The organism is Vibrio sp. YT-19(2023) (assembly GCF_033337395.1).
Genome location: NZ_JAWOQN010000006.1, coordinates 136588 through 162578, shown reverse-complemented (window position 1 = coordinate 162578; position 25991 = coordinate 136588). Strand labels below are relative to the sequence as shown.

The following is a 25991-nucleotide window of genomic DNA, read 5'->3' as shown; positions in this document are numbered from 1 at the left end:
GATCATCATTCCGGCGATATTTCTCTCTTGCCGTGTGAGAAATTACGCAATATCCTGTTTCTATCTGCTTTGAAAGGTATAGCTATGGAAACCGAAATAGAACTGAAGTTTTTTGTTTCTCCTGAATTTTCAGAAACTTTAAAAGAAAAAATTTCTGAGACAAAAGTACTTCAGCATAGTTGTCGTGACTTGGGTAACACCTATTTTGATACTGCCGATAAATGGCTTCGAAAGCACGACATTGGTTTAAGAATTCGCCGTTTTGATGATGTATTCGTCCAAACCGTAAAGACAGCAGGACGCGTCGTCGCAGGCTTACATCAAAGACCAGAATACAATGCTGAGCACACTAGCGACGAGCCTAATCTGTCGCTTCATCCTCTAGATATTTGGCCTCCAGGTAAAGATGCAGAAACGCTGCAATCCGAGCTTATGCCATTATTCTCGACCAACTTCACACGTGAACAATGGCTGATTGGCATGCCCGATGGCAGTCAGATTGAAGTTGCTTTTGACCAAGGCTTAGTTGTAGCCAAAGGTGAAGACGAAGAAGAGAAGCAAGAGCCAATTTGCGAAGTTGAACTGGAACTTAAGTCTGGCCAAACCGAAGCTTTATTCACACTGGCACGCAGCTTTTGCGAGCAAGGTGGTATGCGCTTGGGTAACTTGAGCAAAGCGGCGAAAGGTTATCGACTTGCAAGCGGTTACGCGGGTGATGAAGTAAAATCATTGGCACTTGTGGACAGTAGTCCGACGGATACCGTTGAATTTTGCTTGATCAACTCTTTAGAGCACGCTTTGTCTCATTGGCATTATCACGAGCAAATTTATGCTGAGCGTGACAGCGTGGAAGCACTGCGTGAAATCAGTAATGCCATTCGTTTCATTCGTCAAACATTGACCATTTTTGGCGGGATTGTCCCTCGTCGCGCGAGCGCGATTCTGCGCCAAGAGCTTAAATGGTTGGAAGAAGAACTGAGTTGGTTGGATGAGCATGCACACCTTGAAGAGCTTTTAGATGACAAAGGCAATGTGCTGCGCAAGTTGGATGCGCGTAAGTTCTTAGTATCTGAGTTGACTCAGCAGTTACAAGAGTTGCCAAGCCGTGAAGAAGTGCTAGGGTTGCTCAATTCCGCGCGTTACACAGGGTTACTGCTGGATCTAAGCCGCTGGATCTTAGCGCGCGGTTGGCAGCCATTTCTTGATGAAAAAGCACGTGAAAAAATGGCAAGTAACATCATGCCGTTTTCAGTTACTCAGCTCGATCGCACTTGGGCTGAGCTAATGGAAGCTTTCCCAGCAGAGCGCGATTTGACGGCGCAAGAGTACGTTGATCAGCGTTATCGCTTATTGCGTAACCTCTATACTGGTATTGGTTTCGCGAGTTTGTATAACTCGGATGAGCGTAACAGCTTCCGTTTACCATGGGCGGATCTAGTGCATGGTATCGATGATCTGCTAATGCTGAACCACTTACTCCCGTTGGTTGATATGCTGGAAGACGCAGAAAAAGAGCAGTTAGAACGCTGGTTGCACCGTCAAGAGCGCTCAATTTTGCATGCAATGGATCAAACCCGAGCGATCAGTGTGGAAGTTCAGCCTTATTGGCGTGAATGATCGTTCTGGTGATAAGAACAAAAAAATAGGACCGCATGGTCCTATTTTTTTGTCTCTGTTTTACGTTGTTGTAGCTCTTTTTCCATGAAATCGAGTCGTTCTAGTATTTGCGCTTGTTGGCTTAGGAGCTGCTCGAGCATACGTTCTTTATTGATTGAACTGTGCGTCTGTTGTTTCGTTGGCGCAGTAAGGATAGAGGTGATAAGACCCGAGATCATACCAAAGATACCCACCCCGCAAACAATGATGATGACAGCCAAAAACTTTCCTATGGAGGTCACTGGATAATGATCGCCGTAACCAACCGTTGAGATTGTTACAAATACCCACCACAAAGCATCGGCGCCAGTACGAATATTCGCTTCTGGGTTTTTCGCTTCGATAAACAGCATTGCACTAGAACCGAGTGTTATGAGGATAACCATCAATAGCAGTATAGAGGCGACCGTGGTTTCGCGGCGGTTTTCTTTGAGCTGATGCAAAATGAACTTTGACGAACGCAGTACTAATACCACTCGCATAATATGAAAAATACGAGCAAAGCGCAGGGGCTCTATCAATGGGATGCTCGCCACGAAATCTATCCAATGACGTTTAAGGAATAACCAGCGATCTGTGGACCGGATCAAATCAATGGTGAGCTGTAGTAGAAAAATACTACAGATTATGAAATCCAGACCGATAAGAACTTGACGGGTTTCGTGATCGATCGGGAAAAACAACAAGCCAGAGATCACAAATAGTGCCATAAAAGACAATATTAGTGACAACAGGCCCATCGGTCGTGTGCTGTCTTTGATATCATTGTTTTTCATACGAAGCTCAAAATAAATCGCGTAACCACGCAAAGCGCGAACATAACTATAAGTAATATAAAGATTATAGATAAAGACTATATAAGACTCGGTGGAGAACTGACAATGGAAAAGCTGGCATTTAAGCCATGGGAAAGGGTCATATCCGACATTCGACTGGTGCCTAAAATGGTCATGTTGATGGTCTTCAGTACTGTCCTGATCGTGGCAAAACAACTGTGGGACGCAAACACTTTTTACGACTCACTTTTAGCGGCGACACAAAACGCGCAAGTTGCCCAACAGCATTATGAAGCATATTTAACGCAAGTTGCTTGGCAAACCGCCTTATTGATTGTGGTTTTTGTCGTGCTCTTATTAGCGGCGGCTAGAGTGATGTTGCGTCAAACACAGTATCTGAGCGACGCGATCAAACTGATGGCGAGCAAGAACCTCTCTGTTCCATTTGGTATGGATTGTAAAGATGAATACGGAGACGTGGCACGTGAATTAGAAAAGACACGTCGACAATTGCACGATGTTATTCAAATGCAAATTAATGCGTCTGATGAATTATCAACGCTCACCGAAGTCATGACGCTGAGCATGTCGGAAACGAAGGAATCGGCGCAAGAAGAGTTTAACGAAATTGATCAACTTGCTACGGCGATGAGTGAAATGTCGTCGACGGTCCAAACGGTTGCGGAACATGCCCAGACGGCATCTTCTCTAACAGAGCAAGCTTCCGCACAAGCAATTTCTGGTCAGCAGTTCTTGCAAAGTACAATGGCGAAAATGAGTGAACTTTCGTCGGATATCGCTTCATCGGCACAAGCGGTTAACCAAGTTGAAGAACGTGTTGAAGCCATTGGTAGCGTTGTAGGGACGATTCAAGGCATTTCTGAACAAACCAACCTGCTTGCACTGAATGCGGCGATTGAAGCGGCGCGAGCTGGCGAGGCTGGGCGGGGTTTTGCTGTGGTTGCAGATGAAGTTCGTAACCTTGCCCAACGTACACAACAAGCGACGGTAGAAATTCAAGAGATGATCGCACAGCTGCAAACCAGTGCTGAATCTGCGGTAGAACTCATGGAAAAAAGCGTTGTAGAAGCGGCAGATGGAAACGAGCTAGTTTCTAATGCTGGATCTGAGCTCGATGGTATTGTTGGGCAAGTGACGCAAATCAATGACATGAACTTCCAGATCGCGACGGCGTCTGGTCAGCAAAGCAGTGTTGCAGAAGAGATGAGCCAAAACCTCACCAATGTACGTGAGTTGGTTGAAGCCTCAGTTGTTGTTGTTACCGAGCTGCTAGAAACCTCTGAAATGATGCAAAATAATGCAGGTGAGCTAGACAAGAAGATCAAATCTTTCCAAGTTTAATATTCGATCCCGAACTTTTGATAAAACGCCCACAAACCTTTTGTGGGCGTTTTTATTTGCTTTCAGTCTGGTATAAAGAATGAGTTACCGTGCTTTTCAAACAAGGAAGAAAAATGCAGCTGCCTTCGCCACTGATTTCTATCGCTGAATCTGCCGTACAAAACGCCCAAGACGCAGGTTATTTTCCCCTTTGGCCCGATGAGGTTGCGCAGCAATTTCGTTATGTGGCGGGCTTAAGCCAGTTTATAACTGAAGCCATTCATCGCGATGAAGTCCTAGCCCGTGAGTTGCCAAGTATGTTAGCGCAGCCAAGTCGTCAGGAGTCTTACCGCTCACGCCTTGCTGAACTGTTGGAACAATGTCCTGATGAGATGTCTGGTCATCGCGTATTGCGTCAGTTTCGCAATCGAGAAATGGTGTACATTGCGTGGAAGGATTTCACGCATGCATGGTCTCTAGAGACGTCTTTAAGCCACTTATCTGAGTTGGCAGAAGCGATGATTTTTGAAACCTATCAATGGCAATATCAAGTGTGTTGTCAGGAGTGGGGCACGCCAACAAGTGAGGACGGTGAAGTGCAGCCGATGTTAATTATCGGCATGGGGAAACTGGGTGGTGGCGAGCTAAACTTTTCTTCCGATATTGATCTAATTTTCACGTATCCAGAGAATGGCGAAACCCAAGGCGCACGCCGCAGCATTGCCAATGCCCAGTTCTTTACTCGTCTTGGTCAACGCATCATCAAAGCGCTCGACCAACAAACCTTCGATGGTTTTTGCTACCGCGTCGACATGCGACTTCGCCCATTTGGAGAAAGTGGCCCCTTGGTAATGAGCTATGCCGCACTTGAAGATTATTACCAAGAGCAGGGGCGAGATTGGGAACGTTACGCGATGATCAAAGCTCGGGTGATGGGATGTGAGATGTACCCGCAGTATCAAGAGCTACGCCAAATGCTGCGCCCTTTTGTTTTTCGTCGTTATATTGATTTCAGTGCGATTCAATCTTTGCGTCGAATGAAGTCGATGATCAGTAGCGAGGTTCGCCGCCGAGGGTTGAATAACAACATTAAGCTAGGTGCGGGTGGCATTCGAGAAATTGAATTTATCGCTCAAGTTTTTCAATTGATTCGAGGTGGTCGAGAACCTTCTTTACGTAATCGAGGGCTGTTGGAAACGCTGCAAGGCATTGAAGAACTGGCATTGCTTACTCCACAAGAAGTCAGCGATCTAGAAGCCGCATACAAGTACTTGCGTCAATTAGAAAACTTGTTGCAAGCAATGGCGGATAAGCAAACCCAGACGCTGCCTGATTGCGAAACCGAACGCTTAAAGCTCGCCACCGCGATGAAAATGAGCTGTTGGGAGCAATTGATTGAGCAAACCCAGCAGCATATGGCAAATGTTCACCAAGTTTTTGAATCACTAATTGGTGATGATGAAGAAGACGAGGGGACTACCGTTGCTCGTCATTTTCATGAGCTATGGGATATGGCCGACAAACAAGATGTTCTTGAGCATATCTTGCAGCAGGATATTCAGATTGAAGACTTTGCTTCATGCGCGAAAACCATCATCAACTTTAAAACCGATCTGGCCAAAAAAACGTTAGGCCCACGTGGACGCGAAGTGCTCAATCGTTTGATGCCGAAAGTGTTTGATGCGGTCTTTGCCCATCCTGATGCACAGTTTGGTTTATCTCGTGTACTTCACTTGCTACACAACATCTGCACTCGCACGACTTACTTGGAATTATTGGATGAGCATCCAGCGGCTCTGGTGCAGCTCGTACGTTTGTGTACCGCAAGCCCAATGATTTCAGAGCAGCTGTCTCGTTATCCTATCTTGCTTGATGAGTTGATCGACCCTGCGCAGCTGTACAATCCCATTCCATTAGACAGTTACCGTACAGAGCTACGTGATTATTTGGCGCGTATTCCTGAAGATGATATGGAACAGCAAATGGAAGCGTTGCGTCAGTTTAAGCAAATTTGTATTTTGCGTATTGCAGCGGCAGATATTGCTGGCGCATTGCCAGTGATGAAAGTGAGTGACCATTTAACTTATTTAGCGGAAGCTATCGTTGATGCGGTGATCAGTCAGGCTTGGTTGCAAGTGTCTGAAAAGTACGGCGAGCCAACGCATGTGAAAGATCGTGAAGGTAAAGGCTTTGCTGTAATTGGCTATGGTAAAGTCGGAGGGTGGGAGCTCGGCTATAACTCCGACTTGGATATTGTCTTCATGCATGACTGCCCAGTCAATGTCTACACTGACGGCAAAAAAGAGATTGATGGTCGTCAGTTCTACCTTCGTTTAGCACAGCGTATCATTCATATTTTCTCCACTCGCACCGCTTCCGGTATTTTATACGAGGTCGATACCCGATTGCGTCCGTCCGGTGCATCGGGTTTGTTGGTTAGTCCAACGGACGCGTTCGACGACTATCAACATCAAGACGCGTGGACATGGGAGCATCAAGCACTTGTCCGCGCGCGCATGATTTATGGTGATGAACCACTGGCAATTGCATTTCACAATACGCGGCATGATGTGCTGTGCAAAGCACGCGATCAAGCTGAACTGAAAAAAGACGTTGTCGAAATGAGAGAAAAAATGCGCGGTCATCTTGGGGGGAAAAAGCCAGGCCGCTTTATGCTCAAGCAAGATGTAGGTGGGATTACCGATATCGAATTTCTCGCTCAGTACCTAGTGCTCAACTATAGTCACGATAAGCCGAAATTGACGCGTTGGTGTGATAATGTGCGCATCTTTGAAACGCTCATTGCGCAAGATGTTATGGACGAAGACCAAGCAATGCAGTTGATACGTGCTTACACGACAATGCGCAACGAAATACACCGCCGAAATCTACTCAATTTAGACGCTGATGTGGTGGAAGATAAGTTTGTTGCCGAAAGGGAGTGGGTAAAACAGGCTTGGAATCAGTGGTTCAGTTAAGACCATATATTTAGCCTCGATAAGGGCTGTGATAAACTCACTTCGATTTAATTTTTGGAGACCAACAATGAAACCAATTCTACCTGATTACAACAGCGCTGGTGTGCTCATCATCGGTGATGTCATGCTAGATCGTTACTGGTATGGCCCAACCGGGCGCATTTCTCCTGAAGCGCCGGTTCCTGTTGTAAAAGTAGAAAACAATGAAGAGCGTCCTGGTGGTGCTGCGAACGTTGCGATGAACATCGCATCACTAGGTGGCCATGCTCACATTGTTGGTCTAACTGGGGAAGATGAGCCTGCAAAAGTGCTGACGGAGACGCTGAGCTCACTCAATGTGAAGTGCGATTTCGTTGCACTGCCTGATTACCCAACGATTACGAAGCTTCGCGTAATGAGCCGTGGACAACAGCTTATTCGTCTCGACTTCGAAGACAAGTTTGAAAACACAGATTCTGCACCTGTGCTATCACGTATGGATGCCGCACTGCCAAACGTTAAAGCCGTGATTATGTCTGACTACGCAAAAGGTTCGTTAGAGCATGTTCAGGCATACATTCAAAAAGCGCGCGCAGCAAATATTCCGGTTTTCATTGACCCGAAAGGTGCGGATTTTGAACGCTACCGTGGCGCAACACTTCTTACGCCAAACATGAAAGAGTTCGAAGACGTTGTAGGTAAAGTGAAATCTGACCAAGAGCTAGTAGAGAAAGCACTGGCTTTGGTTGAAGAGTTTGAATTTGAAGCGCTTTTAGTGACACGCAGCGAAAACGGAATGACCTTGATTCGTCGTGGCCAGGAACCGTTCCACCTTCCAACTCAAGCGAAAGAAGTGTACGACGTGACAGGTGCGGGCGACACGGTTATCTCTGTATTGGCAGCGTCTGTTGCCGCAGGCAAATCATTTGAAGAAGCGTGTGCACTAGCAAACGCAGCGGCAGGTGTTGTGGTTGGTAAACTAGGCACGTCAACGCTTTCTGAGATTGAATTAGCAGAAGCGGTACATGGCAGCCAAGACACGGATTACGGTGTGATTTCAGAAAAAGCACTGATCGAAGCGGTGAAAAAAGCACGTGCTCGTGGCGAGAAAGTCGTTATGACAAATGGCTGCTTTGATATTCTGCACGCTGGGCATGTGTCTTACTTAAACCATGCTGCTGAACTGGGCGATCGCCTAATCGTTGCGGTAAATACCGATGAGTCAGTAAAACGCCTTAAAGGCCCTGGTCGTCCGGTAAACCCAACCGATCGCCGCATGGCGGTGTTGGCAGGTTTGGGCGCTGTGGATTGGGTTGTACCATTTAGTGAAGATACGCCGCAGCGTTTGATCTCAGAAGTTCTACCAAGCTTGCTAGTAAAAGGCGGTGACTACAAACCAGAAGAGATTGCTGGTGGTAAAGAAGTCATTGCGGCGGGTGGTGAAGTTCGTGTATTGAACTTTGAAGATGGCTGCTCGACCAGTGAAATCATTAATGCAATCAAAGGCGGTAAGGGCTAAGCCTGCTGTTTGTTAGCATTGAAATGCTATTTGCTCATAAAGGTCGCTAAGTGCGGCCTTTTTGATACTTGATGCTCAGAGACACTTTTAGGCTCTGAACTACAAGTAATAAAAAACGCCAGCTGATAACTCAACTGGCGTTTTTTATTTATTAAGACCTGAAGTATTCAGTTAGCGGTTATTTTGCCGCTTTCAAACCTGCATCAACGTCCAAGATGTCTTGTTCGCTTAGCGTACCAACTGCTTGGCGTAGCTGAAGAACACTTAAAATGTAGTCGTAACGAGCGTTCGATAGGTTTTTGTTCGCATCGTATAGACGACGAGTCGCGTCCAGTACATCAACGATAGTACGAGTACCTACATCAAAGCCAGCTTCTGTTGCTTCTAGTGCAGAGCGTGCAGAAATAACCGCTTGCTCATACGCACGTAATGCGCCGATAGAGGCGTTAATGTTGTTGTTTTGTGCGCGAACATCTTTTACTACGCTACGGTACTGTGCTTCAAGATCTTCGCTTGCTGCCACGTACGCGTATTCAGCTTGTTTGGTTTGAGAGGTTACGTTACCACCTGTGTATAGCGGTACTGCAAGGTTCACACCAATATTGAAGTTGTCTGTCGTGTTATCACGAGAGCTATGAGAAGTATCACCGTAGTTGTAACCACCGTCTAGAGAGAGCGTTGGTAGGTGGCCAGAGCTTGCTAGTGAAATATTGTCACGCGCAATGTCTTGAAGAATACGTGAAGATAGCAAGGTCAGGTTTTTGGTTTTTGCTTCATCAATGAGCGATTCAGCTGGTACGGTCGATGGGCTAGCAGTGAAGCGGCCAGTGTCCAAAATGTTGAGATCTTTGTGCTCTTGGCCTGTAATTTCACGCAGTGACTCGTAGCTATTAGTTAGCGCGTTTTCTGCCAACACTTCGTCCGCTAGCACTTGGTCGTACTGAGCTTGTGCGTCATGCACGTCAGTGATTGCAGACAAACCTACTTCAAAACGTTGTTTAGTTTGCTCAAGTTGACGGCCAACCGCGGCTTTTTCTGCACGTACGAAAACAAGATTATCTTGTGCGCGTAGAACTTCAAAATACGCTTGTGACACGCGAAGAATCAGTGCCTGTTGCGTCGCTGCGTAAGTTGCGTCTGCTTGGCGAGCACTTTTCTCAGCAGTATCTAGAGAGATCCAAGATGCGCGGTTGTAAAGTGCTTGTGAAAAGCTAACGCCAGCGGTTAGCGCGTTGCCATCGTTTGATACGTCACTAATTAGATTTGAATCGTATTCAGTATCACCACGAGTTAAATTGTAACCCGCAGTAAGGTTGATCTGTGGTAATAGAGCACTACGGCTTGAGGTGATTGCTTCGAAAGCTTGGTCACGTTGTGCTGCTACACTGAGCAATTGTGGATCATTTTGTTTTGCCAAGTCGTAGATTTCAGCCAAAGAGTCTGCGAACGCAGACGTACTCATGCTACCTAGCGCTGCACTGATAAATAGTGGAAGCAATTTTTTCATTTTCTATTCCCGCGGTCCATAGATTGGTTAATTCTCAGTAGTTTAACTCAATTTGCACGATATTTACTCTAAAGTTTGCACTTTTTTACACGTAATTATCCACTTGTGCAATAAATTTTTAGCAAAGACTTAAATTAATTTGTAACTATTATACAAAAAGTTGAGCCAAGTCCTTTGAGCAAGCGAATAACAATGAGTAAACTACAGGATTCACTCAGAGAGGTGTTGAATGCAACAGCGTGACAAACAACAACAAGATTTTACTTCGCGAGATGTAAAAGTCATCTCGAAAGAAACCTTATTTGAAGGTTTTTTCAAAATGGTGAAATACCGCTTTCAGCATAGGCTATTTGCTGGTGGTTGGAGTGGAGTTGTCGAACGAGAAATGTTCGAGCGTGGTCACGCAGCAGCGATGCTTCCTTATGATCCAAAGACAGACCAGGTCGTAATCATTGAACAGATTCGTATTGGCGCGTTGGAACATGAACACCCTTGGCAGCTAGAAATTGTCGCCGGTATGATTGACCGCGATGAATCTGCTGAAGCCGTAATTCGTCGAGAGGCTGTCGAAGAAGCGGGGATTCAGGTGGGGCGCGTTGTACCTGTTACGTCCTATTATCCTTCGGCTGGTGGTTGCTCGGAAAAGCTAGACGTCTTTGTTGGTGAAGTGGATGCGTCTAAAGCGCACGGCATTCATGGTTTAGACTATGAGAATGAAGATATCCGCGTTCATGTCATGAGTCGTGAAACGGCGTATCAATGGGTGAAGGACGGAAAATTTGAAAATGGTGCGTCGATTATTGCGTTGCAATGGCTGCAATTACACCATCAAGAGTTAAAGTCAGAATGGGGACTATCCCAAACGGTGGAGAGTGAGTAATGGCACAATTGGCTGAAAAACAACAATATCATGTTGATTTGGCTGGTCTTATGAGAACCTATGAGACCAACTACGCTAAGTTGAACGCCTTATTGCCTGCTTCTGCCGAAGTTGGGGATGTACGTTGCTACCAAGCGGCGAACATGGTTTACCAATTGACCGTGAATGAAATCACAAAATACACCACAGTTGTTGAGATATGTCAGAGTGATGAAACGCCAGTGTTTCCTTTACCGACGATGTCTGTCAGGCTTTATCATGATGCGAGAGTAGCCGAAGTATGCTCAAGCGGAGAGTTCTCTCGCATAAAAGCTAAGTATGATTATCCCAATGACCAACTGATGCAGAAAGATGAAAAGCATCAATTAAACACATTCCTCGGTGAATGGCTGACGTTTTGTTTACGAAGTGGTATCAGTAGAACACCACTTGCCTTCAATTGATCGTCACGTCACTAAAGGAAAATAACAAATATCGATATAGTGGACGAATCAGGTTTTCATTTTGCAATCATCTAGTGACAGCATCAAACTTTTACAAATTACGGATACTCATCTGTTTGCTGCCGATGAGGGAAGTTTGCTAAGCGTAAAAACAGTCGATAGCTTTAATGCTGTTGTTGCTGATGTTTTACGCCGCAACGTGGCGTTTGATTACATTTTGGCGACGGGCGATATTTCCCAAGACCATAGTGCAGAATCTTATCAGCGCTTTGCCAACGGCATTGAACCGCTAGAGAAAGACTGTTTTTGGCTACCTGGTAATCATGATTACAAGCCTAATATGGGCAGTGTTTTGCCTTCGCCACAAATCAAAGCCGCAGAGCATGTATTGCTTGGCGAGTATTGGCAGTTAATTCTTTTAGACTCGCAAGTGGTTGGCGTTCCTCATGGGCGCTTGAGTGATCAGCAATTAACGCTACTCGAAGAAAAGCTAGCCGAACACCCAGAAAGACACACACTTGTTTTGTTGCATCATCACCCGTTACTGGTGGGAAGCGCGTGGCTTGATCAACATACTTTAAAAGATGCCGAAGCGTTTTGGCAGGTTGTCGAGCGTTTTGATAACGTGAAAGGCATTCTCTGTGGCCATGTTCATCAAGATATGAATGTGCTTCACAAGGGCATTCGAGTGATGGCAACACCCTCAACTTGTGTTCAGTTTAAGCCTAACTCGGATGATTTTGCCCTTGATACCACTTCGCCTGGTTGGCGGGAGCTGCAACTACACGCTTGTGGCGATATTACGACCCAAGTAGGTCGGCTTCCTGATGGCCAGTTCCAACCAGACTTCTCTTCTAACGGCTACTAACGCGCCCGAGCTCTCTGTTCGGGCTCGCTTTTTTGTGCGAGATATCTATGAGTAAACCTTCACTTCTTCTCTATATCCATGGCTTTAATAGCTCTCCACTCTCCATGAAAGCGAATGTGATGAGAGCCTACTGCGAGCAACATAGGTCTGATATCAAGGTGATTGTTCCCCAGTTACCTTGTTACCCTCAGCAAGCGGCGAAAATGTTGTTGGATATTATCGAGCAATATAAAGACGACTATAAAATTGGTCTAGTGGGCAGTTCATTAGGCGGTTTTATGTCAACGTGGCTAAATGACAAGTTTGGGTTTAAAGCGGTAGTGGTCAACCCCGCAGTCAAGCCTTATGAGTTGCTAGTAGATTATTTGGGTAAGCAAACTAACCCATATACGCATGAAACCTATACACTTGAAGCTTGTCATATTGACGAGTTAAAAGCTCTTGATGTACAAAGCATCGCGTCGCCACATTCTTTTTGGTTATTGCAACAAACAGAAGATGAGGTTTTAGACTATCGACAAGCGGTAGATAAGTTTGCAGACGCTAAGCAAACAGTAGAACAAGGCGGTGATCACAGTTTTGTAGGCTTTGAGCGTTATCCTGCACAGATTATCGAATTTCTAGAACTGTAATTCGAAAGCGATTGGAAAAGGCTCATAGTTTTTATTGATATATCCAACCGTTTCTTGACATGGGCGGTATGCTTTCCGACTATGTTTTGCCAAAAGATCTTAAGGGTCGAGGACCCTGGCTACTTTGTTATGCATCATGTTTACAAACTCTTAGTGATGTGAACAGGGTGGCTTTTTCGTTTCCTGAGTATGGGTACGCCCATTGGTGATACTCAGGCAACAAGTAAACTTTGAGAATAATTCCGTATTATGACTGAACAATATAATGCTGGTGCCATTGAAGTACTGAATGGCTTAGAACCAGTACGTCGCCGACCAGGGATGTATACGGATACAGCGCGCCCAAACCATTTGGGCCAAGAAGTTATCGACAACAGTGTCGATGAAGCGCTAGCCGGACATGCCTCAAAAGTACAAGTCATCCTACATGCTGACCAATCACTCGAAGTGATCGATGATGGTCGAGGCATGCCTGTTGATATCCACCCAGAAGAGAAAGTATCAGGCGTAGAGCTAATTCTATGTAAGCTACATGCGGGTGGTAAGTTCTCTAACAAAAACTACCAATTCTCTGGTGGTTTGCACGGGGTAGGTATATCTGTAGTAAACGCGTTGTCAAAACGCGTTGAAGTAACAGTTCGTCGTGATGGTCAAGTGTATGAAATTGCATTTGAACACGGCGAGAAAGTGTCTGATCTGACCGTAACTGGCACATGTGGTCGTCGCAATCGCGGTACCAGCGTACATTTCTGGCCTGATGCGAAGTACTTCGATTCGGCTAACTTCTCTGTGACGCGCCTAGTCAACAACCTGCGCGCAAAAGCGGTTTTGTGCCCGGGCTTAGAAATCACATTAACCGACAAAGTTAATGGCAAAGACTATAAGTGGTACTACGAAGACGGTCTTAAAGACTATCTTGCGGAAGGTGTAAAAGGCTATCCAGTTATTCCTGAAGAACCATTTACTGGTGAGTTCTTGGCGGATACTGAAGCGGCAAACTGGGCGGTAATTTGGCAGCCAGAAGGCGGTGAGATGATCACCGAAAGCTACGTTAACCTGATCCCAACCGCTCAAGGTGGTACGCACGTTAATGGTTTACGCCAAGGCTTGTTGGAAGCGATGCGCGAATTCTGTGAGTTCCGTAATCTATTACCTCGTGGTGTGAAGCTAACGGGTGATGACGTTTTCGACCGCTGTTCTTACGTGCTGTCGGTTAAAATTCAAGATCCACAATTTGCAGGCCAGACCAAGGAACGTCTCTCTTCTCGTCAAAGCGCGGCATTTGTCTCTGGCGTTGTAAAAGATGCGTTCAGTCTTTGGTTGAACGAAAAGCCTCAGCTCGCAGAGCAATTGGCAGAAGTCTGTATCGCTAACGCGCACCGTCGTATGAGAGCGGCGAAAAAAGTCGTACGTAAGAAAGTAGCGTCCGGCCCGGCACTGCCAGGTAAGTTGACCGACTGTTCTGCACAGGACTTAAGTCGCACGGAAATCTTCTTTGTGGAGGGTGACTCTGCGGGTGGCTCGGCAAAACAGGCACGTGACCGTGAATTCCAAGCTGTGATGCCACTGCGTGGTAAGATCTTGAACACGTGGGAAGTCTCTGCCGATCAAGTTCTTGCGTCTCAAGAAATACACGATATCTCTGTTGCTTTGGGTATTGACCCAGATAGCGACAACCTCGAGAGTCTTCGTTACGGTAAGATCTGTATCCTTGCCGATGCGGACTCGGATGGTCTTCACATCGCAACGCTGCTTTGTGCTCTATTTACTCGTCACTTCCGCGCACTAGTGGAAGCGGGTCATATCTATGTGGCGATGCCGCCTCTGTATCGAATCGACTGCGGGAAAGAAGTGTTCTACGCCCTCGATGACGATGAAAAAGATGGCATTTTAGAGCGCTTGTCGAAGAAGAAAGCCAAAATCAACGTGCAACGATTCAAAGGTCTGGGTGAGATGAACCCACTTCAGTTGCGTGAAACCACCATGGATCCGAACACGCGTCGCTTAGTGCAGTTAACCATTGACGACTCTACGGCGACCATGGAAATGATGGACATGCTGCTAGGTAAAAAGCGTGCAGATGACCGTCGTTCTTGGCTACAAAACAACGGCGACTTGGCAGAGGTGTAACGGATGTCTACAGAAATTACCTACGATGGCGTCGAACAATTGCCAATGCGCAAGTTCACTGAAGACGCTTATCTGAACTACTCGATGTACGTAATCATGGACCGCGCCTTGCCATACATTGGTGATGGCTTAAAGCCGGTTCAACGACGCATCATTTATGCGATGTCAGAGCTTGGTCTCTCTGCATCAGCAAAATACAAAAAATCTGCACGTACCGTTGGTGACGTGCTAGGTAAATACCATCCGCACGGTGATTCAGCGTGTTACGAAGCGATGGTATTGATGGCTCAGCCATTCTCTTACCGCTATCCATTAGTGGATGGTCAAGGTAACTGGGGTGCGCCAGATGATCCGAAATCATTTGCGGCAATGCGTTATACCGAAGCAAAACTGTCTAAGTTTGCTGAAGTATTGCTTGGCGAACTTGGCCAGGGCACGGTTGAATGGCAACCTAACTTTGATGGCACAATGAAAGAGCCACAAATGTTGCCAGCACGTCTGCCTCACATCCTGCTTAACGGTGTAACCGGCATTGCCGTTGGTATGGCAACAGACATCCCACCGCACAACGTTCGTGAAATCGCAGATGCGACTATTCATTTGATCGACAACCCGAAAGCAGAACTGCCGGACGTGATGCAGTATGTCAAAGGTCCAGATTACCCAACAGAAGCAGAAATTATCTCGCCGCAAGCGGATATCGAGAAGATTTACCGCAACGGTCGTGGCAGCATCAAAATGCGCGCGGTTTGGCATAAAGAAGGTTCTGATATTGTTATCACTTCTTTGCCTCACCAAGTATCGGGTGCCAAACTGCTTGAGCAAATCGCTAACCAGATGCGTGCGAAGAAGCTGCCAATGGTTGACGATCTTCGTGACGAATCGGATCACGAGAACCCAACGCGTATCGTTGTGGTGCCTAAGTCAAACCGCGTCGATTGTGATTTGTTGATGAACCACTTGTTCGCATCAACGGATCTTGAGCGCAGTTACCGCGTTAACTTGAACATGATTGGTTTGGATAACCGTCCTCAAGTTAAAGGTTTGGTGCAAATTCTATCTGAGTGGATCGAGTTCCGTCGTACGACTGTGCGTCGTCGTCTACAACACCGCCTAGACAAAGTCATGGCTCGTCTACACATCTTGGAAGGTTTGTTGGTTGCTTACCTCAACCTAGATGAAGTGATTGAGATCATCCGTACTGAAGACGATCCAAAAGCGGTGCTGATGGAACGCTTTGGTATTACCGATATCCAAGCGGATGCAATTTTAGATACCAAACTTCGTCATCTAGCAAAACTAGAAGAGATGAAGATCCGTGGTGAGCAAGACGAGCTAGAGAAAGAGCGTGAGAAGCTAGAACAGCTACTCGGTTCTGAGCGTCGTCTGAACACACTACTGAAAAAAGAAATCAAAGCAGACGCAGAGAAATACGGTGATGACCGTCGCTCTCCAATGGTTGAGCGTGCAGAAGCAAAAGCGCTGACTGAACGTGACCTCGTACCAAGTGAGCCAATCACGGTTGTGCTTTCTGAGAAAGGTTGGATTCGTCACGCGAAAGGCCATGACGTGGATGCCGAAGGCTTAAACTATAAGTCGGGTGATAAGTATTTAGCGCATGCTCGAGGTAAGAGTAATCAGCCTGCGGTATTCCTAGGTAGTGACGGTCGAAGTTACTCTCTGGAATCGCACTCACTGCCTTCTGCTCGTAGTCAAGGTGAGCCGATTACCGGTCGCTTGAATATTACGGCTGGTAGCAGTATTCGCCAAGTCATCATGAGTGAAGAAGAGCAGCTGTGGCTGGTGGGCTCAGATGCAGGTTACGGCTTTGTATGTAAAGGCGCGGACTTGCTGTCTAAAAACCGCAGTGGTAAAGCGCTCGTCACTTTACCTGCCAACTCTGAGATCATGACGCCAAAAGAGATTGAAGATTTAGACTCTGATGAAATCTTAGCAATCACTAACCAAGGTCGCATGCTGCTGTTCCCAATCAAAGACTTGCCACAACTGGCGAAAGGTAAAGGGAATAAGATCATCAACATTCCTGCTGCTAAAGCAAAAGAGCGAGAAGAAGTACTATCTCACTTAATGTCTTTACCAAAAGGTGCATCGTTAACGCTGTACGCGGGTAAGCGAAAGTTGGGTCTTAAACCGTCTGACCTTGATAACTTCCGTGGCGAACGTGGTCGCCGAGGTGGGTTATTACCGAGAGGTTTGCAGCGAGTCACTCGCATTGAAGTTGAGCTAGATGATTCCGATACGACGGAAACACCGAGCGATAGCGAGTAACGCACAAATAAAAATCCCAGCCAATGGCTGGGATTTTTTATGCTTCTTGCTTGTCTTCGGCAATGGTGACTTTCAAGGTCATCTCTTTTCCTTTGCGAATGATACCGACGTCCACGGTGGTGCCAGGACGTAAATCGGTGACGATATCCATAACGCTCTGACGCCCTTGCACTTTATTGCCATCAATACTGATAATGATGTCCTGCTTTTGGAAGCCTGCCGCATTGGCTGGACCATTTGGATCAATACCAAGTACGACAATACCACCTATGTGTTCATTTCCAAGTAGGCGAGCAGTGACCGCATTAATGTCTTGGCCGTCGATTCCAATATAACCACGAATCACGCGGCCATCAGCGATGATTTTCTGCATGATCTTACTCGCTAGCGGCGCAGGGATCGCAAAAGAAATACCGTAAGTTTCTAAGTCTGTCGCTTGCTGAAAAGAGGCGGTGTTAATGCCGACGAGCTCGCCTTGTGTGTTCACTAGGGCTCCACCAGAGTTACCTTCATTGATGGCGGCATCGGTTTGAATGAATGCTTGACGACCGTCGCTAATAGATGAACGACCTGTGGCAGAAATAATGCCGAACGTTGTGGTTTGTCCAAGGTTGTATGGGTTACCGATGGCTAGTACTACGTCGCCCACTTGTGGTTTGTAATTAGAGTTCAGAGGGATTACGGGCAAATTCGAACCTTCGACACGCAGCACGGCTATATCAGTACGTTTGTCTGTCCCTACGAGCTGAGCCGCTGCGGCTCTGCCGTCTTGTAATGCCACAACAATTTGATCAGCTTGAGCAACCACATGATAGTTAGTAATGATGTAGCCTTTCTCACTAACAATGACACCTGACCCCAGGCCTTGAGTCGAGAGTTTACTGCGATCATTCTCAACATACTTACGACTGTAGATGTTTACCACTGCAGGCGCTGCTCTTCGGACCGCTTGATTAAACGTCAACTCGACTGATGCGATATTAACAGGTTGAGGATCAAGCGCGGCAGGAATTACGTTGTTGCGCAAAGATGGAACCGCCAGTAATACCACTGCGGCAGTAGCCAAGCCTAAAAAGACAGAACGTAATAAAAAGCTGAGCATATCCTCTCCATGCGTGAGCGCCAAAATGGCATCGAAGATGAAGAATAGCATTACATTGAAAAATAACAAAAGGGCAGCACGTCATCGCGCTGCCCTTTTCATTAGTTATTGAGCGATAAGGAAAAGTGATCGAGCCTTATCACTCAGCATTATGCATCGAAAACCTTATTTTCTATCACTTTGAAAGTGGTTAACGAATGACAAGATAAATAGTACGTTCACCACGTTGAATATTAAGAGCCAGTACACCTTTGTGTTTCTCTACGATTGTACGAAGCTCGGCAAGGTTTTTCACTCGTTGACGGTTCACACCGATAATAATGTCACCTTGTTGTAATTGATATTGAGCTGCTGGAGAGTTATCTGCAACGCTCGATACTTTAACACCTTGAATTACATCACTTGGTGTTGTATTGCTTAACTCCGCACCTTTGAGTCCCTCATGTAATGTCTCCGCTTTAGCTTTCATATTCGTAGATTCGCCAAGCGTTACATCAAAGGTTTTATTCTTACCATCTCGAACCACACCTAATGTGATTTCTTTACCTGCGCCCAGTGTTGCCACTTTTGCGCGGAGCTCTGAGAAAGTATTAATCGCTTTGCCGTTCACCGATACAATTACGTCACCGGCTTTTAACCCTGCTTTATCGGCTGCGCTGTCCGGTACGACTTGACCAATAAAGGCCCCTTTACTCGACTCGTAACCCAATGCATCAGCTAGCTCAGAGGTTACTTCGCCACCTTGCACACCCAACATGCCGCGTTTGACTTCACCAAACTCTAGAATTTGATCAGTGAGGTTTTTCATCATGTTTGATGGAATCGCAAAGCCAATACCCACATTACCGCCGTTAGGGCCTAAAATCGCAGTATTAATACCGATCAGCTCACCATTAAGGTTGACCAATGCACCACCAGAGTTACCGCTGTTAATTGCGGCATCGGTTTGGATGAAGTTTTCGAAGTTTTCAACGTTTAAGCCACTGCGGCCAAGGGCTGAAACAATACCCGAAGTTACGGTTTGACCGAGCCCAAATGGGTTACCAATCGCAACCGTAAAGTCACCGACACGCAGTTTGTCGGAATCCGCGACTTTAATCTGCGTTAAGTTTTTCGCTTTCTCTAATTTAAGTAAGGCAACATCGGCCATTTCATCACCGCCAACGAGAGTAGCGTCATACTCGCGCCCGTCAAAGAGGCGAACTCGAATCTCATCTGCCCCCTTGATCACGTGGTAGTTAGTGACAATATGGCCTTTCTTCGCATCAATAATGACACCAGACCCTAAACCTCTGAACGGGCGCTCGCGCCTTTGTTCCATAGGAAAGTCTGGGCCAAAGAAAAATTGAAATTGCTCGGGAATGCGACTGGTTTGTACTTGTTTACCTTCTACAGCAATACTCACAACAGCTGGGGTCACCTTCTCAAGCATTGGTGCCAAGCTAGGTAACTGTTGGCCATCCACATTCAAAGGTAATGCGGCAGTGGCTTGAACTGGTGCAATAATCGAACCCAAACTCAGAGATAGAACGGTGAGCGCAAGCAGTGGTTTTTTCATCCAATAACTCCTCTTGAAACATGTCTGCCAAAAAGAAATATCCGAACGGTTAGTTCACTTTGTTAATAACTAATATAGGGTCTAGTTCGGACAATCAAAAGGGGGAGGCAGTGCACATCCAAGTTAGAGCGAAGGTGAGGGGAAAAAGTTCAAAAAAGGGCCGATACAAATGTATCGGCCCTAGATAGAAGTAAGAGAAGATTATGATGCTTTTGCGGTTACCGCTTCGGGAGCATTAATGATTTCTTTCTCTTGATCCTTCAAAAGACCGGTGGCGCCATTAGCGTAGTCTTTTGGTTGTTCGTTAAACTCTGGTTGATCTTCTGCAATGGTTTCAGACGACATTGCCGTTTTCTTATCAAACGGGTTGTCTTGTTCTGGTAAGTTTGGCAAAAGCTCAGAAGAGGTCTTGGCCATATGTTGGTATAGCTTGGTGTAATCTTTACCTAGGGTGTCCAACATTTCTGCGGTTTGTGCAAAATGATCGACGAGCTCTTGACGTTGTTGCTCTAATTCAAACTTGGCCGCTTCAAGTTCTTTCTGCACAGACTTTTGTTTCTTGTATTCAGGGGTGGTTAGTCTACTAATGACTACGCCTACGATTGTACCGACCAGCAAACCCACAATGGCATAAATCCAAGGCATAACTGCTCCTTATAGTTGTTTTAACAAGTCTTTTACTACTTAGTTACACGCGGTGCTCGTCCATGTTACTATGGCTTGAACAGCCGATAAAGAAAAATAGCAGTATGTCTTCGGGGACTGATAACTACTTCTCTCTATTCTCAAAGTTGACCCCGAGGTAACCCTTTTCTCTATACCTCTATACGACTTAATACGATGACACCACTACAACAATATCAAAAAGACATAGCAGAACACGGGTTTCAGCGTGATGAAGCTCAGTATCAAGCGGTCGTTGCATTAGACAAGCTTTACCATGCTATCGTTGAATTTCAGTCAGCGCCTGTTCCTCAGCTTTCCAAATGGCAAAAGCTAATGGGGAAAAAAATCGACAAGCCTGAACCACCAAAAGGTCTTTACTTTTGGGGTGGGGTAGGTCGCGGTAAAACCTACCTTATGGATGCATTTTTTGATGCTTTACCGACCCAAAGAAAAATGCGCGTCCACTTCCATCGATTTATGTATCGAGTACATGATGAGTTGAAGCTGTTAGGTGATGTCGAAAATCCTCTATCAAAAGTGGCGGATAAATTTAAAGAAGAAGCCGATGTGGTTTGCTTTGATGAATTTTTTGTTTCCGACATTACTGATGCGATGATCCTTGCAACGCTACTTCAAGAAATGTTCAAGCGGCAGATGATCCTAGTCGCGACTTCAAACATCGAGCCGCAGAACTTATATCGTAACGGTTTGCAAAGAGCGCGCTTTTTGCCCGCGATCGATATGATTTTGGCACGTTGTGAAGTGTTGAATGTCGATAGTGGCGTTGATTATCGCTTAAGAACGTTAGAACAGGCTGAAATATACCATTACCCGCTTGATGAGCAGGCTAGCATAAACCTTAACAAATATTATCAGCAGCTGACTGGAGAGCGTCAGTTTGTTGCTCATCAAATCGAAGTTAACCACCGTCAACTAGCGGTGATTGAAGCAAGCGACGGGGTGCTGCATGCGTCGTTTGCTCAGTTGTGTCAAACTGCTCGCAGTCAAAATGACTACATTGAATTGTCTCGTATTTACCACACGGTATTACTGGCAGATGTTCAACAAATGAACCGAAAAATCGATGATGCGGCGAGACGCTTTATCGCGCTGGTCGATGAGTTTTACGAGCGCAATGTTAAGTTGATTATTTCTGCTGAAGTGCCAATGGCCGACTTATATACTGACGGGCAGTTAGAGTTCGAATTTAAGCGCTGTTTGTCTCGGCTTACTGAGATGCAAAGTCATGAGTATCTCGCGCGTGAACATTTGGCCTAGATCCAATGGGTTCTTAAAAAAGTGAAGAAAAAATTAGTGATTTGGCGCAAAAAAAGGTGATTTTTTCTTCGCTCTTCTCTATAATCCTGCGACCCACCGTTACTGCAGACCTGATTATCGAAGTTATTTCGAAATTGAAGGTCGAGAGTACCAACGACTCGAAGGGGTGATGACTGGGCTCTTAGACAGTGTGGGAGCACTATTGGGTGTTCCTTTAAAGTTTAAAATTTAATTAACGGGTTATTGTTAGCATGAAAACTTTCGTTGCTAAACCAGAAACTGTAAAACGCGACTGGTACGTTGTAGACGCTGAAGGTAAAACTCTTGGCCGTCTAGCAAGTGAAATTGCATCTCGCCTACGTGGCAAACATAAAGCTGAATACACTCCTCACGTTGACACTGGTGATTACATCATCGTTATCAACGCTGAGAAAGTTGCTGTAACTGGTAACAAAGCTAAGAACAAAGTGTACTACCGTCACTCTGAATTCCCAGGTGGTCTAAAATCTATCACTTTTGAAAAGTTGATCGATCGTAAACCTGAGATGGCTCTTGAGCTTGCAGTTAAAGGCATGCTTCCACGTGGTCCTCTAGGCCGTGCTATGTACCGTAAGCTAAAAGTTTACGCGGGCGCTGAGCACAACCATGTTGCTCAACAACCACAAGTACTAGACATCTAATTGGGGATTTCGAAAATGGCAGAGAATCAATACTACGGCACTGGCCGTCGCAAAAGCTCAGCTGCACGTGTTTTCATTAAACCAGGCAGCGGTAACATTGTAGTAAACAAGCGTAACCTTGACGAATACTTCGGTCGTCCAACAGCACGTATGGTTGTACAACAACCTCTAGAGCTAGTTGAACTAACTGAAAAGCTAGACCTTTACGTAACAGTTAAAGGCGGCGGTATTTCTGGTCAAGCTGGTGCTATCCGTCACGGTATCACTCGCGCGCTTATGGAATACGATGAGTCTCTACGTCCTGCTCTACGCGCAGCTGGCTACGTTACTCGTGACGCTCGTTGCGTTGAACGTAAGAAAGTTGGTCTACGTAAAGCACGTCGTCGTCCACAGTTTTCTAAGCGTTAATTTCCTCTTATCGGGAATTATGCTTTCAGAGTTACTCTGGAAACTGTGTACCAAAAGCTCGGCTCTATGCCGGGCTTTTTTGTATTTAAAGCAACGAACAGCCTTCACTTATCATCACACTCCGAGCAGGCCTTCTTATTCGTCCTCTTCGTCGAAAGGTTGCCAGTGCCGTTTTATATCTGTGCCTTATTTAATCGCGACTCACCACGCTTTCTCTTGCGATGCAGCATAGATGTATTCATCAGCAAGAATGTCTTTGTATCTTATTCTTCCTGTAACATGTTTTAAAATGACTTACGCTCCTTTTTGAGCATTCTGCGTGCTACAAAATTGAAAATATAAACACAGTAAGCTGAACGCGTAATACGAAATATTTCTCTGTGTAATTAACTGAAAACTACCAAGATAAAAGGTTTTATCTGCTTTCAGCGGGGCTTCTATGTGGTGCTTTCTTGTTACAAATCACATCAATTTTTTATAATTCTGCCGCTTTTGTGACGACGCGAGCGATTTGCCTCACAAATGTTACAAAAAGGTAGCTTTATCTTGTCAAAAAGTAGGGTTTTCTTTATCATTTCCCTCCAATAAATAGAACTAAATTCATTATTTGTTAGCCATGCTCTTATAAGCGGAATAATAACGATCCAAAGGGAGCAAATGGGAGAATGTTTGGATGAGCAACGCGCCTTTAAATAACGGTCGCAGGCGTTTTCTAACCGCTACAACGGCAGTTGTTGGTGGGTTAGGGGCAGTCGCCGTCGCCGTGCCTTTTATCAAATCATGGAATCCGAGTGCTAAAGCCAAAGCGGCGGGCGCACCGGTGGAAGTGGATATAAGTAAAATTGAACCAGGTCAGCTGGTTCGTGTTGAGTGGCAGGGAAAACCTGTATGGATTGTTCGCCGCACTCAAAGCGTTCTGGATAACTTAAAATCGATCGGTGATAAGCTTCGCGATCCACAATCTGAAATGGAGCAGCAGCCTGAGTACGCTCAGAATGAGTTTCGTTCGATTAAGGAAGAGTTTTTCGTCGCAGTTGGTTTCTGTACCCACTTAGGTTGTTCACCAACCTATCTACCTGACTCTTTCTCAGAGCAGGTGCAGGGCGTAAGATCTGGCTTCTTCTGTCCTTGTCATGGTTCTAAGTTCGACATGGCTGGTCGAGTGTTCCAAGGAGTACCTGCTCCGTTGAACCTTGTCGTTCCTAAGCACATGTATTTGAGCGATACCAAGCTCATTGTGGGTGTTGATGAGGGAGATGCATAATGCAAGCAATGTTAGATTGGGTTGAAAAGCGTATTCCTGCAATGAATGCTTATAAAAAGCATTTGTCTGAATACCCAATGCCTAAGAACTTCAACTTTTGGTACCTTTTCGGTTCTCTGGCGATGCTGGTTCTTGTTAACCAAATCCTAACGGGTATTTGGCTAACGATGAACTATGTTCCTTCAGGTGACGGTGCATTTGCGTCTATCGAATACATTATGCGTGATGTAGAGTACGGTTGGCTTCTGCGTTACATGCATTCCACTGGCGCGTCAGCGTTTTTCGTTGTTGTGTATCTTCACATGTTCCGTGGTTTGATCTACGGTTCATACCAAAAACCTCGTGAACTATTGTGGATCTTCGGTATGTTGATCTTTCTTGTTCTCATGGCTGAAGCGTTCATGGGTTACCTACTTCCATGGGGTCAGATGTCATACTGGGGTGCACAGGTAATCATTTCCCTGTTTGGTGCTATTCCTGTTATCGGTGATGACCTAACGCTTTGGATTCGTGGTGACTACATCATCTCTGGTGCAACGCTAAACCGTTTCTTCGCACTACACGTTATTGCCCTGCCTATTGTTTTGCTTCTTCTTGTTGTTCTGCACGTATTGGCGCTGCACGAAGTAGGCTCAAACAACCCGGATGGTATCGAAACTAAGCTGCCAAAAGGCTCAATGGGCGACGATTACAAAACGCAATTCAAGTTCCACGATTACTATACGAAGAAATATGACATCATTGATTCGATTCCTTTCCATCCGTACGGCACGGTTAAGGACTTGGTCGGTGTCGCTGGTTTCTTGTTCTTCTTCTGTTACGTGCTGTTCTTTAACCCAGAAATGGGTGGGTACTTCCTTGAGCCGCCTAACTTTGAAGCTGCAAACCCACTGAAGACACCAGAGCATATTGCTCCGGTATGGTACTTCACGCCGTTCTACGCAATCTTACGTGCGGTTCCAGACAAACTATTAGGTGTTATCCTAATGGGCGCGTCAATTGCAGTGCTGTTTGTTCTACCTTGGTTGGATCGTTGTAAAGTTCGTTCATACCGTTACCGTAGCAAACTTCATCTATTGAATATTGTTCAGTTCACTATCGCCTTTATCGCTCTGGGTATTTTAGGTGCGTTACCTGCGACACCAACGTACACACTACTATCTCAGATCTTTAGCTTGTGTTACTTCATGTTCTTTGTGTTGCTGTTCTTCTACAGCAAAAATGAAGCAACCAAACCATTACCAGAGAGGGTGACATTCAAATGAAGAAGTGGATTGTAATTCTATTTGCTATGTTGCCATCACTAGCGATGGCAGCTGGGGCCAATGTTCCGCTGGATAAAGCGAATGTTGACCTTACGGATAAAGCTTCGCTACAAAACGGCGCGAAGTTGTTCATGAACTACTGTTTTGCTTGTCACTCTACGCAATACCAGCGTTACGAGCGTGTAGCAACAGACTTGGAAATTCCAACAGACTTAATGAAAGAAAACCTGATTTTCAATCCTGAAGCGAAAATCGGTGATCTAATGGTCAATGCTATGCCACCGAAGCAAGCGGCAAACTGGTTTGGTGCTCCACCACCAGATCTTACGTTGGTTGCACGAGTTCGTGGTGCTGATTGGTTATACACTTACTTACGCTCTTTCTATGTTGATCCATCTCGTCCATTCGGCGTGAACAACATCGTCTTCCCGAGTGTTGGTATGCCGCATGTACTTGAAGAGCTACAGGGCATCCCGACGCCGATTTACGATACGAAAATCGTAGATGGCGAAGAAGTACAAGTTGTTGTTGGTACTGAAACCGATGGCACGGGTGAGCTGAGTGAAGGCGAATATGACAAAGCGGTTGGCGATCTCGTTAACTTCTTAGTTTATTCAGGTGACCCAGTGCAGCTTGAGCGTCATGCTTTAGGCTGGTGGGTAATGGGCTTCTTAGTGCTTCTAACCATCGTTGTTGTGATGCTCAAGAAAGAGTATTGGCGCGATGTGCATTAATTGTGCTAAAATACCGTGCTAATTCCTAATTTTAATTG

21 protein-coding genes are annotated in these 25991 nt (G+C 45.8%); 16 read left to right on the top strand and 5 right to left on the bottom strand.

The genetic code is table 11. The features are described from left to right. The first annotated feature begins 84 nt into the window (after positions 1-84). Positions 85-1617: an inorganic triphosphatase gene (locus R7E78_RS06655; protein ID WP_005379894.1), complete on the top strand. Its 1533-nt coding sequence runs from the start codon at positions 85-87 to the stop codon at positions 1615-1617. Positions 1618-1658: 41 nt separating this feature from the next. Here R7E78_RS06655 and R7E78_RS06650 read toward each other — a convergent pair whose 3' ends face one another. Next, on the bottom strand, positions 1659-2432 hold the full coding sequence (locus tag R7E78_RS06650) for a potassium channel family protein (protein WP_005387432.1): 774 nt from the start codon (positions 2430-2432) through the stop codon (positions 1659-1661). A gap of 105 nt (positions 2433-2537) precedes the next feature. Here R7E78_RS06650 and R7E78_RS06645 point away from each other — a divergent pair, with 105 nt between their 5' ends. The 3 genes from R7E78_RS06645 (at position 2538) to hldE (ending at position 8249) form a co-directional block, all read left to right on the top strand. Beyond that, positions 2538-3794 carry a methyl-accepting chemotaxis protein gene (locus R7E78_RS06645; RefSeq protein WP_005379890.1) on the top strand — a complete coding sequence of 419 codons (1257 nt, stop codon included), beginning with the start codon at positions 2538-2540 and terminating at the stop codon, positions 3792-3794. Positions 3795-3907: 113 nt separating this feature from the next. Beyond that, the gene (gene glnE / locus R7E78_RS06640) at positions 3908-6751 is read left to right on the top strand and encodes a bifunctional [glutamate--ammonia ligase]-adenylyl-L-tyrosine phosphorylase/[glutamate--ammonia-ligase] adenylyltransferase (protein WP_064368976.1); all 2844 of its coding nucleotides are present in this window, start codon (positions 3908-3910) and stop codon (positions 6749-6751) included. A gap of 67 nt (positions 6752-6818) precedes the next feature. Then, positions 6819-8249 (top strand): bifunctional D-glycero-beta-D-manno-heptose-7-phosphate kinase/D-glycero-beta-D-manno-heptose 1-phosphate adenylyltransferase HldE, encoded by a 1431-nt coding sequence (hldE, locus tag R7E78_RS06635; RefSeq protein ID WP_017633601.1) that lies wholly within the window; start codon positions 6819-6821, stop codon positions 8247-8249. A 178-nt stretch (positions 8250-8427) separates the two neighbouring features. Here the strand turns inward: hldE and tolC are convergent, their stop codons facing one another. Continuing rightward, positions 8428-9756 carry an outer membrane channel protein TolC gene (gene tolC, locus R7E78_RS06630; protein ID WP_005379884.1) on the bottom strand — a complete coding sequence of 443 codons (1329 nt, stop codon included), beginning with the start codon at positions 9754-9756 and terminating at the stop codon, positions 8428-8430. Between the two features lie 229 nt (positions 9757-9985). On the opposite strand from tolC, the gene nudF reads away from it, so the two are divergent. The 6 genes from nudF (at position 9986) to parC (ending at position 16998) form a co-directional block, all read left to right on the top strand. After that, positions 9986-10636: an ADP-ribose diphosphatase gene (nudF, locus tag R7E78_RS06625; RefSeq protein ID WP_017633602.1), complete on the top strand. Its 651-nt coding sequence runs from the start codon at positions 9986-9988 to the stop codon at positions 10634-10636. Further along, positions 10636-11079: a DUF1249 family protein gene (locus R7E78_RS06620; protein ID WP_017633603.1), complete on the top strand. Its 444-nt coding sequence runs from the start codon at positions 10636-10638 to the stop codon at positions 11077-11079. The genes nudF and R7E78_RS06620 overlap by 1 nt, the downstream gene beginning before the upstream one ends. A gap of 61 nt (positions 11080-11140) precedes the next feature. Further along, positions 11141-11947, top strand: a complete 807-nt coding sequence (gene cpdA / locus R7E78_RS06615; protein ID WP_047101984.1) for a 3',5'-cyclic-AMP phosphodiesterase — start codon at positions 11141-11143, stop codon at positions 11945-11947. Positions 11948-11994: 47 nt separating this feature from the next. After that, positions 11995-12579, top strand: a complete 585-nt coding sequence (gene yqiA, locus R7E78_RS06610) for an esterase YqiA (RefSeq protein WP_005379875.1) — start codon at positions 11995-11997, stop codon at positions 12577-12579. 249 nt (positions 12580-12828) lie between these two features. After that, positions 12829-14709: a DNA topoisomerase IV subunit B gene (gene parE, locus R7E78_RS06605; RefSeq protein WP_318057768.1), complete on the top strand. Its 1881-nt coding sequence runs from the start codon at positions 12829-12831 to the stop codon at positions 14707-14709. A 3-nt stretch (positions 14710-14712) separates the two neighbouring features. Then, complete coding sequence (gene parC / locus R7E78_RS06600; protein ID WP_005379870.1) at positions 14713-16998, top strand: DNA topoisomerase IV subunit A; 2286 nt, start codon at positions 14713-14715, stop codon at positions 16996-16998. A gap of 37 nt (positions 16999-17035) precedes the next feature. Here the strand turns inward: parC and degS are convergent, their stop codons facing one another. From degS to zapG, 3 genes are all read right to left on the bottom strand, one after another. Further along, positions 17036-18100: an outer membrane-stress sensor serine endopeptidase DegS gene (degS, locus tag R7E78_RS06595; protein WP_017633606.1), complete on the bottom strand. Its 1065-nt coding sequence runs from the start codon at positions 18098-18100 to the stop codon at positions 17036-17038. A gap of 190 nt (positions 18101-18290) precedes the next feature. Continuing rightward, a complete protein-coding gene (locus R7E78_RS06590; protein ID WP_025768400.1) occupies positions 18291-19658 on the bottom strand; it encodes a Do family serine endopeptidase in 1368 nt (455 codons plus the stop codon). A 201-nt stretch (positions 19659-19859) separates the two neighbouring features. Beyond that, positions 19860-20303, bottom strand: a complete 444-nt coding sequence (gene zapG / locus R7E78_RS06585; RefSeq protein WP_005379861.1) for a Z-ring associated protein ZapG — start codon at positions 20301-20303, stop codon at positions 19860-19862. A gap of 195 nt (positions 20304-20498) precedes the next feature. On the opposite strand from zapG, the gene zapE reads away from it, so the two are divergent. The 6 genes from zapE to R7E78_RS06555 all read left to right on the top strand — a co-directional run bounded on the left by zapE (position 20499) and on the right by R7E78_RS06555 (position 25953). Further along, a complete protein-coding gene (gene zapE / locus R7E78_RS06580; RefSeq protein WP_005387411.1) occupies positions 20499-21602 on the top strand; it encodes a cell division protein ZapE in 1104 nt (367 codons plus the stop codon). Between the two features lie 251 nt (positions 21603-21853). Next, positions 21854-22282: a 50S ribosomal protein L13 gene (gene rplM, locus R7E78_RS06575; protein ID WP_005372872.1), complete on the top strand. Its 429-nt coding sequence runs from the start codon at positions 21854-21856 to the stop codon at positions 22280-22282. A 15-nt stretch (positions 22283-22297) separates the two neighbouring features. Beyond that, positions 22298-22690 (top strand): 30S ribosomal protein S9, encoded by a 393-nt coding sequence (gene rpsI, locus R7E78_RS06570; RefSeq protein WP_005372876.1) that lies wholly within the window; start codon positions 22298-22300, stop codon positions 22688-22690. 673 nt (positions 22691-23363) lie between these two features. Next, positions 23364-23954 carry a ubiquinol-cytochrome c reductase iron-sulfur subunit gene (petA, locus tag R7E78_RS06565; protein WP_005372877.1) on the top strand — a complete coding sequence of 197 codons (591 nt, stop codon included), beginning with the start codon at positions 23364-23366 and terminating at the stop codon, positions 23952-23954. Beyond that, positions 23954-25219 carry a cytochrome b gene (locus R7E78_RS06560; protein ID WP_005372880.1) on the top strand — a complete coding sequence of 422 codons (1266 nt, stop codon included), beginning with the start codon at positions 23954-23956 and terminating at the stop codon, positions 25217-25219. The genes petA and R7E78_RS06560 overlap by 1 nt, the downstream gene beginning before the upstream one ends. After that, a complete protein-coding gene (locus R7E78_RS06555) occupies positions 25216-25953 on the top strand; it encodes a cytochrome c1 (RefSeq protein WP_005372881.1) in 738 nt (245 codons plus the stop codon). Before R7E78_RS06560 ends, R7E78_RS06555 begins: the two co-directional genes overlap by 4 nt. Positions 25954-25991: the final 38 nt, after the last annotated feature.

Bases quoted from the DNA above. Each gene is read 5' to 3' on its own strand.
- R7E78_RS06645 (WP_005379890.1), top strand. From the start codon at position 2,538: ATGGAAAAGCTGGCATTTAAGCCATGGGAAAGGGTCATATCCGACATT.
- R7E78_RS06555 (WP_005372881.1), top strand. From the start codon at position 25,216: ATGAAGAAGTGGATTGTAATTCTATTTGCTATGTTGCCATCACTAGCG.
- R7E78_RS06560 (WP_005372880.1), top strand. From the start codon at position 23,954: ATGCAAGCAATGTTAGATTGGGTTGAAAAGCGTATTCCTGCAATGAAT.
- yqiA (WP_005379875.1), top strand. From the start codon at position 11,995: ATGAGTAAACCTTCACTTCTTCTCTATATCCATGGCTTTAATAGCTCT.
- R7E78_RS06650 (WP_005387432.1), bottom strand. From the start codon at position 2,432: ATGAAAAACAATGATATCAAAGACAGCACACGACCGATGGGCCTGTTG.
- degS (WP_017633606.1), bottom strand. From the start codon at position 18,100: ATGCTCAGCTTTTTATTACGTTCTGTCTTTTTAGGCTTGGCTACTGCC.
- tolC (WP_005379884.1), bottom strand. From the start codon at position 9,756: ATGAAAAAATTGCTTCCACTATTTATCAGTGCAGCGCTAGGTAGCATG.
- nudF (WP_017633602.1), top strand. From the start codon at position 9,986: ATGCAACAGCGTGACAAACAACAACAAGATTTTACTTCGCGAGATGTA.
- parE (WP_318057768.1), top strand. From the start codon at position 12,829: ATGACTGAACAATATAATGCTGGTGCCATTGAAGTACTGAATGGCTTA.
- parC (WP_005379870.1), top strand. From the start codon at position 14,713: ATGTCTACAGAAATTACCTACGATGGCGTCGAACAATTGCCAATGCGC.
- zapE (WP_005387411.1), top strand. From the start codon at position 20,499: ATGACACCACTACAACAATATCAAAAAGACATAGCAGAACACGGGTTT.
- glnE (WP_064368976.1), top strand. From the start codon at position 3,908: ATGCAGCTGCCTTCGCCACTGATTTCTATCGCTGAATCTGCCGTACAA.
- R7E78_RS06620 (WP_017633603.1), top strand. From the start codon at position 10,636: ATGGCACAATTGGCTGAAAAACAACAATATCATGTTGATTTGGCTGGT.
- R7E78_RS06590 (WP_025768400.1), bottom strand. From the start codon at position 19,658: ATGAAAAAACCACTGCTTGCGCTCACCGTTCTATCTCTGAGTTTGGGT.
- rpsI (WP_005372876.1), top strand. From the start codon at position 22,298: ATGGCAGAGAATCAATACTACGGCACTGGCCGTCGCAAAAGCTCAGCT.
- hldE (WP_017633601.1), top strand. From the start codon at position 6,819: ATGAAACCAATTCTACCTGATTACAACAGCGCTGGTGTGCTCATCATC.
- rplM (WP_005372872.1), top strand. From the start codon at position 21,854: ATGAAAACTTTCGTTGCTAAACCAGAAACTGTAAAACGCGACTGGTAC.
- R7E78_RS06655 (WP_005379894.1), top strand. From the start codon at position 85: ATGGAAACCGAAATAGAACTGAAGTTTTTTGTTTCTCCTGAATTTTCA.
- zapG (WP_005379861.1), bottom strand. From the start codon at position 20,303: ATGCCTTGGATTTATGCCATTGTGGGTTTGCTGGTCGGTACAATCGTA.
- petA (WP_005372877.1), top strand. From the start codon at position 23,364: ATGAGCAACGCGCCTTTAAATAACGGTCGCAGGCGTTTTCTAACCGCT.